The 13,170-nt window shown below is 60.6% G+C and carries 13 protein-coding genes; 5 read left to right on the top strand and 8 right to left on the bottom strand.

Annotation, left to right across the window (positions count from 1 at the left end; translation table 11 throughout):
- Positions 1 to 184: 184 nt before the first annotated feature.
- From MHY24_RS09170 to MHY24_RS09160, 3 genes are all read left to right on the top strand, one after another.
- Complete coding sequence (locus tag MHY24_RS09170; protein ID WP_239230056.1) at positions 185 to 877, top strand: nitroreductase; 693 nt, start codon at positions 185 to 187, stop codon at positions 875 to 877.
- A gap of 180 nt (positions 878 to 1,057) precedes the next feature.
- Complete coding sequence (locus MHY24_RS09165; protein ID WP_239230054.1) at positions 1,058 to 1,690, top strand: hypothetical protein; 633 nt, start codon at positions 1,058 to 1,060, stop codon at positions 1,688 to 1,690.
- An 18-nt stretch (positions 1,691 to 1,708) separates the two neighbouring features.
- Positions 1,709 to 2,542, top strand: a complete 834-nt coding sequence (locus tag MHY24_RS09160) for an aldo/keto reductase (protein ID WP_239230052.1) — start codon at positions 1,709 to 1,711, stop codon at positions 2,540 to 2,542.
- Between the two features lie 86 nt (positions 2,543 to 2,628).
- On the opposite strand, the gene MHY24_RS09155 is transcribed toward MHY24_RS09160, so the two are convergent.
- Complete coding sequence (locus MHY24_RS09155; RefSeq protein WP_239230043.1) at positions 2,629 to 3,102, bottom strand: ribose-5-phosphate isomerase; 474 nt, start codon at positions 3,100 to 3,102, stop codon at positions 2,629 to 2,631.
- A gap of 116 nt (positions 3,103 to 3,218) precedes the next feature.
- Between MHY24_RS09155 and MHY24_RS09150 the strand changes: the two genes are divergently transcribed.
- On the top strand, positions 3,219 to 3,623 hold the full coding sequence (locus MHY24_RS09150) for an MFS transporter (RefSeq protein WP_239230041.1): 405 nt from the start codon (positions 3,219 to 3,221) through the stop codon (positions 3,621 to 3,623).
- Here the strand turns inward: MHY24_RS09150 and MHY24_RS09145 are convergent.
- Complete coding sequence (locus MHY24_RS09145) at positions 3,620 to 4,243, bottom strand: hypothetical protein (protein WP_005324036.1); 624 nt, start codon at positions 4,241 to 4,243, stop codon at positions 3,620 to 3,622. The genes MHY24_RS09150 and MHY24_RS09145 overlap by 4 nt on opposite strands.
- A gap of 97 nt (positions 4,244 to 4,340) precedes the next feature.
- On the opposite strand from MHY24_RS09145, the gene pepN reads away from it, so the two are divergent.
- Positions 4,341 to 6,857: an aminopeptidase N gene (gene pepN / locus MHY24_RS09140; RefSeq protein ID WP_239230039.1), complete on the top strand. Its 2,517-nt coding sequence runs from the start codon at positions 4,341 to 4,343 to the stop codon at positions 6,855 to 6,857.
- Here the strand turns inward: pepN and MHY24_RS12180 are convergent.
- The 6 genes from MHY24_RS12180 to MHY24_RS09110 form a co-directional block, all read right to left on the bottom strand.
- Positions 6,854 to 7,633 carry a GntR family transcriptional regulator gene (locus tag MHY24_RS12180; protein ID WP_239230037.1) on the bottom strand — a complete coding sequence of 260 codons (780 nt, stop codon included), beginning with the start codon at positions 7,631 to 7,633 and terminating at the stop codon, positions 6,854 to 6,856. The two genes, pepN and MHY24_RS12180, sit on opposite strands and share 4 nt — an antisense overlap.
- A gap of 75 nt (positions 7,634 to 7,708) precedes the next feature.
- Positions 7,709 to 8,425: an SDR family oxidoreductase gene (locus tag MHY24_RS09130; protein WP_204611133.1), complete on the bottom strand. Its 717-nt coding sequence runs from the start codon at positions 8,423 to 8,425 to the stop codon at positions 7,709 to 7,711.
- Between the two features lie 65 nt (positions 8,426 to 8,490).
- Positions 8,491 to 9,705, bottom strand: coding sequence for an alkylhydroperoxidase domain protein (locus MHY24_RS09125; RefSeq protein WP_204611132.1), 1,215 nt, complete (start codon positions 9,703 to 9,705; stop codon positions 8,491 to 8,493).
- Positions 9,706 to 9,734: 29 nt separating this feature from the next.
- A complete protein-coding gene (locus tag MHY24_RS09120) occupies positions 9,735 to 11,357 on the bottom strand; it encodes an ABC transporter ATP-binding protein (protein WP_239192289.1) in 1,623 nt (540 codons plus the stop codon).
- Positions 11,357 to 12,169, bottom strand: coding sequence for an ABC transporter permease (locus MHY24_RS09115; protein ID WP_239230035.1), 813 nt, complete (start codon positions 12,167 to 12,169; stop codon positions 11,357 to 11,359). Before MHY24_RS09115 ends, MHY24_RS09120 begins: the two co-directional genes overlap by 1 nt.
- On the bottom strand, positions 12,166 to 13,167 hold the full coding sequence (locus tag MHY24_RS09110) for an ABC transporter permease (protein WP_204611128.1): 1,002 nt from the start codon (positions 13,165 to 13,167) through the stop codon (positions 12,166 to 12,168). The genes MHY24_RS09115 and MHY24_RS09110 overlap by 4 nt, the downstream gene beginning before the upstream one ends.
- Between the last annotated feature and the right edge of the window lie 3 nt (positions 13,168 to 13,170).

Raw genomic sequence — 13,170 nt, 5'->3', positions numbered from 1 at the left:
CTTTGGCGGTATTTCATGGTCGAAGCTGGAATATCCCTTTGGATAAGTGAAATAGTACTAATAACAGCACGCCAGACCAGCTAGCCGTACAACCTCACCAACACATCCTGTCGTTTAGGCCTCATCTGCGCTAGCCACACTGGGTTTAAGGCGGATGCATACGGCGATGTGTAAGGTAGCGCGCATGACTTCAACCAATAAGTATTCAGAGTTTATCCGCAACCGCCATTCGCCTCGCGCGTTTCTGCCAGAACCCATGCCAGTAGAAGACATCAAGCAGGTCTTGGAGGACGCTCAATCCGCACCTTCCAACTCCAATACCCAACCGTGGGACGTCCACTTGGTGGGCGGAGAAAAGCTCAAGGAGCTCAGCGCTGCGCTGATTAAGGAATTCGATACCAACGGCCTTAGCCCGGACTTCACCACCGATTATGGTGAGGGCATCCATCCCCAGCGTTCCCAGGAGCTGGCGGCTAAGATGTACGGTCTGCTGGGCATTAAGCGCGAGGATAAAGAAGGCCGCGTGGAGTTCGTCCGAGAAAACCTGCGCTTCTTCGGCGCGCCGCATGCGGTACTTCTTTTTATCCCACCGATGGGCGACCGCATCCGTGCCGCCTTTGACCAAGGAACCTACACCGAAAACTTCCTGCTTTCTCTAGAAGCACACGGCTATCATGGCATCCCGCAAGGCATGATTTCCTTGATTGCGCCAACCGCACGCGAATTCCTCGGCGTGGACGAGGACTACAAGCTGGTCACCGCCATCACCTTTGGTAGAGCTGATGAATCCAGCCCGGTCTTCAAGGCGAATCCGGGTCGCGCACCACTGTCAGAGACGGTGACCGTGCACGGCATCGAGGGACTAGAGCTCGCTTAGCACCGACTCCCTTCAGACAGCTACTTTCAACGATTTCGTCCATCTAAACCACCGCGACCGTCGACGAAATAGGCGATTTATAGGGACGAAATCGTTGAATCATCTCGGCGAGCGTCCGCTCACCAATATCACTAAGCGAAGTTGGCCGAAGGGGGCGTCGACAAGCCTAGAATTGAATCCATGGATATCACTCTTGCGACCTTTGACCATGCGCCGGAGACCGCACTGCGCGGCGTTCGTTTTAAAAACACGTGGGTGCCTTCGGAAACCTATGCGGATTCCCGCCGCGGTACTCTGACCGGACAGTACCCACAGCGCCAAGCCACCACGCGCATCAGTGAGGTTTTTGCTGGGGTGGGCTATGAGGTGCGTGAAGACACGCACCCTGCCGGTGACGATGTCTTCCGCTTACTTGAACAGCCCAGCCCGGAGGAACTCGACCAGGTTGAGGGCGTCATTGCGGTCTGCTCCCTGCTGGGCGGAAATGCCCCGATGTCGGTGCTGTGGCCGGGCGTGGCGGAAAGCGGGGAGAATAACGAGCTAGTCTCCCCTATTGATTTGGCTCCCACCCTCGCCGCCATTGCCGGGCTGGATGTGCGGCCCAATGCGCGCCTGTCTTTCGATGGGTTGAACTTGGTTCCGGTACTGCGCCATGGCGCCTCGGGGCACGCCGCGTTGTTCTTTGACAATGGCGTGCGCATGATTGATGCCGCGCTTATCGACGGCACCGCTACCCCACCCCATGAGCGTGCCCGCCTACAGGACGAGTGGGAGACGTGGAATAAATTCATCACGCTCGGCCCACTGCAGTAGGCAGGTAGTCTGGGGCGCATGAGCGTACCTAACATCACCCTTAATGACGGCAATACCATCCCGCAGCTGGGCTTCGGCGTATTCCAGATGGATCCGGATAAGACCGAAGAGCTGGTAGCCGAGGCCCTGCGCGTGGGCTATCGCCATATCGATACCGCCGCTATCTATGGCAATGAAGAAGGCGTAGGTAAGGCTATTGCGAAGTCCGGCATCCCGCGCGAGGAACTTTTTGTCACCACCAAGCTGTGGAATGACCGCCAGACCGATGCCGCCGCAGCTCTTGATGAGTCTTTGGACAAGCTCGGCCTAGAGTATGTGGATCTCTACCTCATCCATTGGCCGACCCCGGCGAAGGGAACCTACGTCGAGGCCTGGCAGCAGCTCATCGAGTTGCAGAAGCAGGGCAAGGCAAAGTCCATCGGCGTCTCCAACTTCGAGCTCGAGCACTTGGACCAGCTGGAGCTCAAGACCGACGTTAAGCCGGCGGTCAATCAGGTCGAGCTTCACCCCTACCTGCAGCGCTGGCGCGAGCTGGACGCCTTCCGCGCCCACACCGTAGCTATTGAGGCATGGGGGCCTTTGGGACAGGGTAAGAGCGATATTTTGGATGCCCCCGAGGTCACCGACGCCGCTGCGGCGCACGATGTCAGCCCAGCGCAGGTCGTCATCCGTTGGCACCTGCAGAATGGCGTCATCCTCTTCCCTAAGTCCGCCACGCCATCGCGCATCGCGGAGAATTTCGACGTCTTTGGCTTTGAGCTCACCGAGGACGAGATGGCTGCCATCACCGCCTTGGATGAGGGCGAAGAGGGACGCGGCGGTCCACACCCGAATGACATGAATGACGCCTAAGCCTTAGCGCCTTGGCCGAGCCGGCCGAACCACACAAATAAACGCCGCGGAACCACTTTCGGTCCGCGGCGTTTCTTCTGCTGGGCTTAAGCCTCCGGCAGCTCTGGGGCGATGCCGGTGCGCTCGTATTCCGCCAAGATGTCGATGCGGCGCTGGTGGCGCTCCGCGCGGGACCATTCTTGGTCTAGGAAGGCGTCGACGATTTCCAGTGCCTGCTCCTCGGTGTGCATGCGGCCACCGATGCCGATGAGCTGGGCATTGTTGTGCTCGCGGGCAAGGCGGGCGGTCTCTGCGGACCAGGCCAGTGCGCAGCGAGCACCTTTGACCTTATTGGCGGCAATCTGCTCGCCGTTGCCGGAGCCGCCAAGCACGATGCCCAGGGAGCCTGGGTCATTAACGGTGCGTTGTGCCGCTTCGATGCAAAATGCCGGGTAATCATCCTCGGCATCGTAGGTATGGGCGCCGCAGTCAATGACTTCGTGGCCCTGCTTGGTGAGGTATTCAGCAATCAGGTTCTTGGTTTCGAAACCTGCGTGGTCTGCTCCTAGATATACGCGCATGGCCCACATCCTACCGGCCCGGCGCGCCTTGAGGAGGCTTAGCGCCCACCCTGTTTCGTATTACATTGTCCTGATAAGCTCGCGGGCAACCACTATCGCTATAAAGGAGGAAAGCCATGCCTATAACCAAACCAGTCCTCGCGCTCTACGGCGGGAGCCTTCTCGCCTGCATCATTATGCTTGGTGTTCAGGTTTCCGGCAGCGGGGGCTTCCTCCTCCCGCTTATCGCGAGCATTCTCGCCACTTTGGCTCACCTGGGCCTAGGAGTGTGGTGGATTGCGCAAAAGGTGCGCGGGAATCCGCGGGCCAACGGGGGCGCGATTGCGGCCGGCATAATTGCGCTTCTTGCCGGCGCCTCGTGGGCATCCTGGGCGCTTGTCGCCTGGGACGACTTTCGGGCCGGCATGGAACTTCCCTCTATCAATATCGCAGGTCTGCCGGCATTCATCTTGACCCCGCTGACCATCGCACTGTGCGTCGGCGCTGCGATTCAGCTGCGCCGACGTGAAAAGACCGCTTAGTTCTCCTCCACCTGCGGCATCTCGGTGCGGGAGCGCTTGAGCTCAAAGAAGTAGGGGTACTGGGCAAGGCGCAGGGAGGCGTCGAAAAGCTCGCCTGCTTCTTCCCCGGTAGGAATGCGGGTAATAACTGGGCCAAAGAAGGCGGTATCGCCCAGCTTGATAACCGGGGTGCCTACCTCATCGCCCACAGCGGAAATGCCGTTGTGGTGGTACTCGCGCAGCTTCTCGTCATAGTCCTCGGTATTGGCTACCTCGGCAAACTCTGCTGGGAGGTCCACCTCCGCTAGGGCCTGAGCGATGATGTCATCATAAGCGCCAAAGCCGGTGCGCATACCGTTGCCCTTGGCGTGAATCAGGGTGCCCATTGCGGTGTAGAGCTCGTCTACCTTCTCTGGGCGCTCGGCCTTGACCTTGGCAAAGACGCGTGCCGGGCCCCAGTTAGCCTTCATCATGTCCATGTAGGTGGAGTCTAGATCGCGGCCGTCATTGAGCACGGACAGGGACATAGGCTCGAACTCGACCTCAATGTCGCGCACCTTTTCTACTTCCTTAATCCAGCGCGAGGTGGCCCACGCGAAGGGGCAGGATACGTCGAACCAGAACTTTACTGCGTCAGCCATGAATACTCCTTTGATTGAAAAAGTTTGCCCCACCAGCCTAGGTGCACGACTACTGTGGATGCAGAACTATTTTCAGCTTAGAAGGAGAATATAGGCTATGACCTCTATAAACCTGACTCGCGAGGAAGCTGCCCAGCGCTCCCGAATGATCGAGGTGGACCATTACGATGTCACTTTAGACCTCAAGTATTCGGATACCCACTTCCTGTCCACCACGAAGGTGAGCTTTACCTCGCGGGAAATCGGCTCGACTTTTATCGATCTGCGCGCCGAGGAAATCCAGGAGGTACGTCTCAACGGCAATCCCCTGCCCACTGCTTCCTATAACCCTGCCTATGGCATTCCATTGTCTGGCCTCCAGGTAGCCGATTACACGCTGGAAGTCACCGCCAAAATCCCGTACTCCCGCACCGGTGAGGGCCTGCACCGCTTTGTCGACCCCGCCGATGACAAGGTCTACCTTTATACCCAGTTTGAAACTGCCGATGCCAAGCGCGTCTTCGCCTGCTTTGACCAGCCGGATATGAAGGCCACCTACGCGCTGCATTTCAAGGCGCCCGAAGAGTGGACCATCATTAGCAATGGCCCGGTGAGCTGGGAGGGCGATGTGGCCAGCACGACTATTGACTACCCGTTGTCCACCTACCTGGTAGCCCTCTGCGCCGGCCCGTACCACGAGGTCACCGATACCTGGCGCGGCGAGCTGACCGCACACCCAGAGGGCAAGCCGGCCCAAAAGCTCGAGGTGCCACTCGGCATCTACTGCCGCGCTTCGCTCGCCCACGCGCTGGATGCCGAGCGCCTATTTACTGAGACCAAGCAGGGCTTTGATTTCTACCACCGCAACTTCGGCTTCCCCTACCCCTTTGGCAAGTATGACCAAATTTTCGTGCCGGAGTTCAACGCCGGCGCGATGGAAAATGCCGGCTGCGTCACCATCCGCGATGAGTACGTCTTTACTTCCCAGGCCACGCACTATAAATATGAGCGCCGCGCCGATACCGTCCTGCACGAGTTGGCCCATATGTGGTTCGGTGACCTGGTCACCATGCAGTGGTGGGACGATCTGTGGCTCAATGAGTCCTTCGCCACCTGGTCCGCCGCCATCTCCCAGGCGGAGGAAACCGAATACGATACCGCGTGGGTGACCTTTGCCAATGTGGAAAAATCCTGGGCCTATCAGCAGGATCAGCTGCCGACCACCCACCCGATTTCCACCGATGCCAGCGATATCGAAACGGTGGAGCAAAACTTCGATGGCATCACCTATGCCAAGGGCGCTTCGGTGCTCAAGCAGCTGCAGGCTTATGTCGGCCGCGACAACTTCTTGGCCGGCGTGCGCCGCCACTTTGCCGCCCATGCGTGGGGCAATGCCACCTTTGATGATCTGTTGCGCCACCTAGAAGAGGCCTCCGGCCGCGACCTTTCCTTCTGGGCGCAGCAGTGGCTGAAGACCTCCGGCATCAATACGCTCAGCGTGGCGCTCAATGCGGATGAATCCGGCAACATCACTCATGCCTATCTCACCCAAAGCGGCGATACTTTGCGCACCCACCGCGTAGCGGTTGGCCTGTATAACCTGCGGGATGGCAAGGTGGTGCGCACCGATCGCATCGAGATGGATATCGATGACGCTTCCACCGAGATTCCAGAGCTCATCGGCCGCCAGTTGGCAGACATTGACTTCCTGCTACCCAACGACGATGACCTGACCTATTGCCTCATCGAGCTGGACGCGGGTTCCCTGCAATTCCTGCTGGATAATATTGATAAGTTCGCCGATCCCATGGCCCGCACCCTGTGCTGGTCTACCGCTTGGGAGATGACCCGCGCCGGCACTATGCGCGCCCGCGATTTCATCCAGCTGGTTGCCCGCGGCATGCAGGCGGAGACGGAGCTCGCCGTCCTCGAACGCATTGTCCTGCAGGCCTCTAGCGCGCTGAAGAACTATGCCGATCCACAGTGGGCCGCCCAGAGCACCCTGCTTGCCGACGCCCTCCTCGACGGCGCCCACAGCCCCGATGCCCAGCGCTCCATCATCTGCACCCAGGCCCTGGCGAAGATTCGCCTGCACGATAGCGCGCGCGACTATCTGCGCGGCGTGCTCGAGTCCTCCGCGGATGCGGGGCTGTGCTGGTCCGCACTGGCGGCACTTGCCGCCGATGGCGCGGTAGAAGACGTCCCCGCTGCCGCGGATGCGCAACTCGAGCGCGATAACTCCGCCACCGGCTACTACTCTTCCCTGCGTGCCCGCGCAGCCGTGGCAACTGCAGAGAACAAGCGCGCGGTATGGGAAGAAATCGTGGCGGGAAATCTCACCAACCGCGAGCTCACCTCCAAGTTGGAAGGCCTGCTCTACCCGCATAGCGATGAATTCTTGCCCACCGCGGAGTTCTTCGATATCGCAGAAAAGGTATGGTCTTCCCAATCCTCCGAGGTGGCACTGACCACCGTGACGGGTCTTTTCCCTTCCTGGGATATCACGCACAAGGGCCTGGACCGCGCCGATGCCTTTTTGAATAAGGATCTGCCGGGTGGCCTGCGCCGTACGGTCACCGAGCAGCGTGACCGCGTGGCCCGCGCGCTGCGCAACCGCCAGGTCGACGCTAGCTAAGCCGGCTTTCCCGCGCCGTTGCCCTGGCCCGGTAGGGGTTGCGGCGCGGGATCCTCGCCTAGGACCACCTCGACGTTGGCGATATCAGAGCGCAGCGACTCTTCAATATAGGCAAAGACCGCGCCCGACTTAGTCTTTAGCAGCCGCACGAACCGCAGCAGCGGGTGCGATCGGCTCACGTGCAAAAGTTTCTGTTCTTCGGTGCGAGCGGTAGCGGCACGCATGCTCTCGCGCTTAAAGACGGGCTTGAGGTTGTAGCCAGCCAGGATTTCCATAATGGGCTCGCGCAGATCGTGCTGATTGAGATCGGGAGCCATATCTACCGGGATGGTATAGCGCGAAAGGATGACGGGCTTGCCATCGACGGTATAGAGGCGCTTGATATCCCACGCAAAGGTGGAATCGCTAACGCCCAGTACCGCTGCTACATGCTTGGGCACGTGGGCCTTGTTAACGGAGACCACGCGCACGGCGGTGTCGTGCCCGCGCTCGCGCAGCTGGGTGACAATATTGTCCTCATTGGTAAGGCTCAGTGTAGGGGGAACCGTGCGCACATAGGTGCCGCCACTGCGCCCGCGGCGGCGGTCAATGAGGCCTTCTACTTCCAAAATGTCTAAGGCATGGCGCACGGTCATGCGCGCGACATGGAATTCCCGGACCAATTCGCGTTCGGTAGGAAATTTCTGACCGGGTTCTAGTTCGTTGCGTTCGATCTTGTCGCGTAGGGCATCCGAGATACGGAGATAGGCGGGCCGTTTTCGGCTTTGGGAAGTCACAGCCCCCGAGTGTAATGGACACCCCTGGAGACCAACCCCATTAATGTGTGATGTCCATTACCACAACTTGCGTTCCTACTTGCGCAGATGTAACTCGATTCGCGGCCTGACCTGGATTTCCGTCAGCTGGGTGGTGGGGCCTGCCTCTACCACGGTACGAATGGCACGAGCCACCTCAGCCGGGGCAATGACCTGGGAGGGATCATAATCCTGCAGACCCTTCAGCATCGGGGTATCGGTAGGCCCCGGAGCCACCGTGGATACGCGGATACCCGGCTCAGAGATGCGCAGTCCATCGGCGAGTGCATACAACGCGTGCTTGGTCGCCGCGTAGATGACGTTATCGCCGTAGCTGTGGCGTCCAGCGCCAGAGTTGATAAAGACCACGGTGCCTTCCGCTTTGCGCAGCTGCGGCAGCAAGGCGCGGGTGAGCTCAGCAGGGGCGTGCACGTTGAGGTCCATGTGCGCGCGCCAATTTTCCGGCGTGGCTTCCTCCACCGAGTACTTGGTAGCCCGTGCGGCCGCGTGGACGAGCACGTCCACACGGTCTAGCTCCGGCAGCTTCATACCTTCATCGAGGCCGGCGACGAGGTCGATGGCCACCGGCGTAATGGAGTCCGATTCGGGCAGTTCCGCCGCGCTACGGCCCAGTGCATACACGTGGTAATCACCGGCCAGGTCAGCGATGATTTCGCGGCCCATGCCGCCGGTAGCGCCGGTGACGACGGCGACCTTCTGCGGGGCTTCGCTCTCCGAGAGTGCTGGTGCGGTGGCGTTCTTTGTATCAGTCATGCCGCCCCATCATAGGGATCCTTTGCTCTAAGCGTCGCACCGAACCAGTCACCGGCGGTAGCCGATTAACGGAAGCGCTTAGGCACGTCCGGCTGGCCCAGGGTGAGCATCAAACGATTAGCCCAGTTGAAGAAGGAGGAAGCATAAATCAGGTCCAGGATGGACTGATCATCGAATCCGGCCGCACGCAGGTCTGCGCATAGGGCCGCATCGAAGGCAAACGGGGTTTCCGTCAGCGCCACTGCGGCGCGACGGATAAGGTCCCATTCCTTTGAGCCAAGGTCGGTGTCGATGCCCTCGTCCAAGAGGCGGTCTACGATTTCACGGTCGCCGCCTTCCTGGACGCACCGCGCCTGGTGCACGGAGGCACAGTACTCGCAGCCGTTGTAGCGCGAAGCCACAGTAGCGGCGAGCTCGCGGTCCGCACGGGAGAGGCCGCCCTCGGTGTTATAGAAGATGTCCAGGTCAGTCAGCGTGCGCGCCTTCAAGGCCGCAGGGTCGCGGGCAAGCAAGCGGAAGTACTCGGAATCGATGCGCTCTGGCTTAATGAGGGCATCGGTATGCACCGCGGTGAAATCCTCCTTCGCCAGCGCCTCTACCCAGGGCTTCCAGCCCAGGGAGTGGTTGGCAAAGCGATCAGGCAGCACGGTATCGGGCTGCAACGTAGTCGCAGTAACCTCCCAACCCGGATCGGCCACGCCGGCGGCGCGCTCGGCTGCGGGGTGGGATGCGGGATCCTCGCCAGAAAGTACACGCAGGCCGTGGACCACGCGCAGCTGGAAGGCCAAAAATGCCACCAGCTGGGACAGGCTGACGATATCCGTAGCGGACCATCCTGCGGCATCGAGGTGCCCGATGGCCTGCGGGGAGGCGTCCTTAGGGTGGAAAGCCAGAAGGTGCGCCCAATCAAAGGCCGCAGCTAGGCGTGTGCCCAGCGCGGCTTCCGCGGAGGTATCGCCGAAGATAAGGAAATCACCCTGGTGATACGGGCCGGTGGACACACCGCGCTGGCTCGCGGCGCGCACGGCGGCAACAAGGTCCTCGTCGGCCTCATCTTCCAGCAAGTCGAAGTAGAAATCCGCAGCCTCGCTCGCTTGGTAGATTGCAGCGGTAAAAGCCGCAACGGCATAGCGCTCCGTATAGGAGAACTCGCCTGGTTCTGCAGGCTCGAGCAAAGCGCTAAAGCTCAGTTGCGCATTGTCCTGCGCATCATGGCGCGCACGGCGCAGCTGTTGCACCTCGGCGCTGGCGTGGGAGAGCTCATTAATAATGTCAGTCATATTTTCAGTCCAACCTTTCTGGGGCGCGGTTATAGCCCCAAGTTTAGGTCTCCGGCACGATAGCGGGAGCCGGGGATGGCGTCAATTAGTTGGCGCGTGTACTCGGTTTCCGGATGCGCAAAGACCTGCGCGGTAGGTCCGGATTCCACTTGCGTGCCGTGGGAGAGCACGGAAACGGTATCGGAAATTTGATTAACTACCGCCAGATCGTGGGAGATGAAGATATAGGTAAGCTCCAGCTCGCGCTGCAGCTCGTCGAGCAGCCGCAGGATCTGCGCCTGCACGGTGACGTCGAGCGCGGACACGGCCTCATCGAGCACCACGAGATCGGGTTCGATGATCATGGCGCGGGCGATGGCCACGCGCTGGCGTTGACCACCGGAGAGCTCGCGGGGGCGCCGGGAAGCCATGGAAGAATCCAAGGCCACCAAATCAAGAAAGTCGCGTGCTTTGGCACGCGCATCACGTTTGGAAGCGCCGGTGAAATTGCGCACCGGTTCGGCGATGGTATCGCCGATGCTCAAGCGCGGATCCAGCGAGCCAAACGGATTTTGGTAAACCATCTGGATAGAACGGCGCAGCTCACGACGGCGCTTGCCACGGGCAGAGCTAATGTCTTCCCCGCCCAAGCGAATGCTGCCGGAGGTGGGCGTGCTCAACAAGGAAATGGCGCGGCCGGTGGTGGTCTTACCGGAGCCAGACTCCCCCACCAATGCATGGGTGGTTCCGCGGGCCACGGAAAAGTTGATGTCTTCCACCGCGGTGAAATCCCCGAAGCGTTGGCTCAGCCCCTCCACCTCGAGCAAGGTTTCGCGTTGTGCGGGCGCGGCGGCCCGCACAGGAGATGCGGCCTGGGAGGAAGTGGGGGCGGTGAGCGAGGGGGCGTCGGCAAGCAGGCGCTTGGAGTAGGCGTGCTGGGGGTCGGTGAGGACGCGGGCAGCAACGCCCGACTCGCGGACGGTACCCTTTTCCATCACCACGATGTTATTGGCACGGTCGCCCGCCACGGCCAGATCATGGGTAATGAAAAGGATGCCCATGGTGAGCTCTTCGCGCATCTCATCCAGGAGGTCCAGGATGATCTTCTGCACGGTGACATCGAGCGCGGAGGTGGGCTCATCGGCGATGATGAGCTCCGGCTCCAATGCCACGGCCGCGGCAATGAGCACGCGCTGCTTCATGCCGCCGGATAGCTCATGCGGGTACTGGTGATAGCGGCGCTGCGGATCATCAATGCCCACGCGCTCCAAAAGCTCCAGTGCACGCTTCTTCCGGGAGGCCTTATTGCCCTGCCCGTGGATGGCCATGCCTTCCTCCACCGAGGCACCGATGGTCTTGAGCGGGTTAAGCGAGTTATTGGGATCCTGCGGAATCAGACCGATGCGGCGACCGCGCAGCTCCCGCCATTGCTTTTGAGAATATTGGGTCACGTCGCGGCCGTCGAAAGTAATGGTGCCGGAAACGATCGACGCATTGTCTGGCAGCAGGCCAATGGCGGCCATGGCGGAAGTGGACTTGCCGGAACCGGACTCGCCCACGATGGCGGTCATTTCGCCAGGGTTTACCTCGAGCTCAATGCCGCTGACCGCTTCTACCTCACCGTGCGCGGTGCGGTAGGTAATGGATAAATCACTAATGCTAAGCAGGGACATTAGGCCGCCTTTCGCAGTGTCTGGCTAAGGTGGTTGGCCGCGAGGACCACGGCGACGATCACAATGCCCGGGGCGATGGTCAACCAGCCGGCCGTGGCGATGTAATCGCGCGATTCAGAGATGAGAAGACCCCATTCCGGGGTTGGGGGCGGTGCGCCATAGCCCAGGAAGCCTAGGGTGGCTAGCTGCAAAATGGCCAGGCCGAATTGCAGGGCTGCTACAGCGAAGACCGCGGTGAGTGAATTGGGAAGAATATGGCGCACGAGCACCTGGAAGGAAGAACCGCCGGACCCATAGGCGGCCTCGACGAAATCGGAGCCGGCAACGCTAAGCACCTGGGAGCGTGCAAGGCGCGCAAAGGTGGCCACCGAGGTGATACCTACAGCGATGGCGGCATTGAAAATGCCGTGACCCAGCACGATGATGACGGACAGGGAGAGCAGCAGGCCGGGGATGGACAGCAGCACGTCCACGATGCGCATGATGACGGCATCGACCCAGCCGCGGCGCACGCCGGCGATGATACCCAAGATGGTGCCGACGATGAGGCCGAAAAGAACGGCCAGGAGCGCGCCGAGTAGGGATTGGCGCGCGCCGTAGACCACGCGGGTGTAGAGATCACGGCCGACGGCATCGGTGCCGAACCAGTGTTGGAAGCTGGGTTGCATCAGCGCCGTGGTGTCCCCGCCCTGATTAGGGTCCTGGGAGGTAAATAGTTGGGGGAACAGAGCGCAGAGCACCGCCAGCCCCAGCATAATCAGCGAGATGATGGTGCCCGGGGTGAGCTTCAGCTGTGTGGATTTAAGCTTCATGCTTGGACCTTCTTCTCGTTCGTTGCGGTGGTATCGGCGGTGGCGGAGCTAGATGCAGTCTCGTGCTCGCGCTCGCGCAGGCGCACGTCAAGCACTGGGTAGAGCAGGTCCACAATCAGGTTGATAAGGACAAAGACGGCGGCGGCCAGCACCACAATGGCCAGCAGCACCGAGGTATCGCGGTTAGCCACCGCATCTACGGTCAGCGCACCGATGCCGTGGCGGGCGAAGACCGCCTCCGTCACCACGGAGCCGCCGACGAGCTCACCAAAGGTAAGGCCGGCCATGGTCAGCGCCGGCAGCAGCGCATTGCGCAGGACGTTGCGCCACAACAACCAGGCACCGCTAGCACCCTTGGCACGCACAACCTGCACGAAGGACATATCCATGACCTCATCGATGGAGCGCAGCAGCACCTGCGCCAGCGGTGCGGCCACGAAGATGGCCAGGGTAATTACCGGCAGGATGAGGCTTTGGGCATCGCTTGCGCCGATGACCGGCACCCAGCCCAAGCCAAAGGAGAAAATCTGGATCAAAATGATGCCGATCCAGAAGGTGGGCAGGGAAACCATCACGGAAGGCAGGCTGCGGAAAAAGCTGCGCAGCCAAGAAAATGGGCCAAAGGTGGAGACAATAGCCACCAGGAAGGCCAGGACCACGCCTACAAGGAAGGCGAAGACCGCCAGCGCCAGCGTGGAGGGAAGGGCATCTGCCAGCATCTCCGATACGGCGGTACCGGTGGCGACGGAAAAGCCAAAATCACCGGTGAGGAATCCGCCGAGCGCGCTGAAGTAGCGGCTTAAGATCGGCTCATCGGCACCATAAACCTCGCGGATGGCGGCCAGCTGCTCGGCGTTGAGCCCCAAGTTGGGGTTGTCATAGCGGGTCGCGACGGCGTCACCAGGCAGTGCCGCCAAGAGGATGAAAGAAAGGGTAAAAGTTGCCCAGATAACGAGCACGGCTTGGCCGATGCGCAGGGCAATAGTTTTCAGGCTCATGGT

It is taken from the genome of Corynebacterium sp. ACRPQ, from assembly GCF_022347225.1.
Lineage (GTDB): Bacteria > Actinomycetota > Actinomycetes > Mycobacteriales > Mycobacteriaceae > Corynebacterium > Corynebacterium tuberculostearicum_D.
Note: the sequence above shows the minus strand (reverse complement) of the source record. Positions and strands in the feature narration are given on the sequence as shown.

What these genes read in the sequence shown, in the direction of transcription:
- MHY24_RS09155 (WP_239230043.1), bottom strand. Translation starts at nt 3,102, where the DNA reads ATGCGCGTATATCTAGGAGCAGACCACGCAGGTTTCGAAACCAAGAAC.
- MHY24_RS09170 (WP_239230056.1), top strand. Translation starts at nt 185, where the DNA reads ATGACTTCAACCAATAAGTATTCAGAGTTTATCCGCAACCGCCATTCG.
- MHY24_RS09120 (WP_239192289.1), bottom strand. Translation starts at nt 11,357, where the DNA reads ATGTCCCTGCTTAGCATTAGTGATTTATCCATTACCTACCGCACCGCG.
- MHY24_RS09160 (WP_239230052.1), top strand. Translation starts at nt 1,709, where the DNA reads ATGAGCGTACCTAACATCACCCTTAATGACGGCAATACCATCCCGCAG.
- MHY24_RS09110 (WP_204611128.1), bottom strand. Translation starts at nt 13,167, where the DNA reads ATGAGCCTGAAAACTATTGCCCTGCGCATCGGCCAAGCCGTGCTCGTT.
- MHY24_RS09165 (WP_239230054.1), top strand. Translation starts at nt 1,058, where the DNA reads ATGGATATCACTCTTGCGACCTTTGACCATGCGCCGGAGACCGCACTG.
- MHY24_RS09125 (WP_204611132.1), bottom strand. Translation starts at nt 9,705, where the DNA reads ATGACTGACATTATTAATGAGCTCTCCCACGCCAGCGCCGAGGTGCAA.
- MHY24_RS09130 (WP_204611133.1), bottom strand. Translation starts at nt 8,425, where the DNA reads ATGACTGATACAAAGAACGCCACCGCACCAGCACTCTCGGAGAGCGAA.
- MHY24_RS09150 (WP_239230041.1), top strand. Translation starts at nt 3,219, where the DNA reads ATGCCTATAACCAAACCAGTCCTCGCGCTCTACGGCGGGAGCCTTCTC.
- MHY24_RS09115 (WP_239230035.1), bottom strand. Translation starts at nt 12,169, where the DNA reads ATGAAGCTTAAATCCACACAGCTGAAGCTCACCCCGGGCACCATCATC.
- MHY24_RS09145 (WP_005324036.1), bottom strand. Translation starts at nt 4,243, where the DNA reads ATGGCTGACGCAGTAAAGTTCTGGTTCGACGTATCCTGCCCCTTCGCG.
- pepN (WP_239230039.1), top strand. Translation starts at nt 4,341, where the DNA reads ATGACCTCTATAAACCTGACTCGCGAGGAAGCTGCCCAGCGCTCCCGA.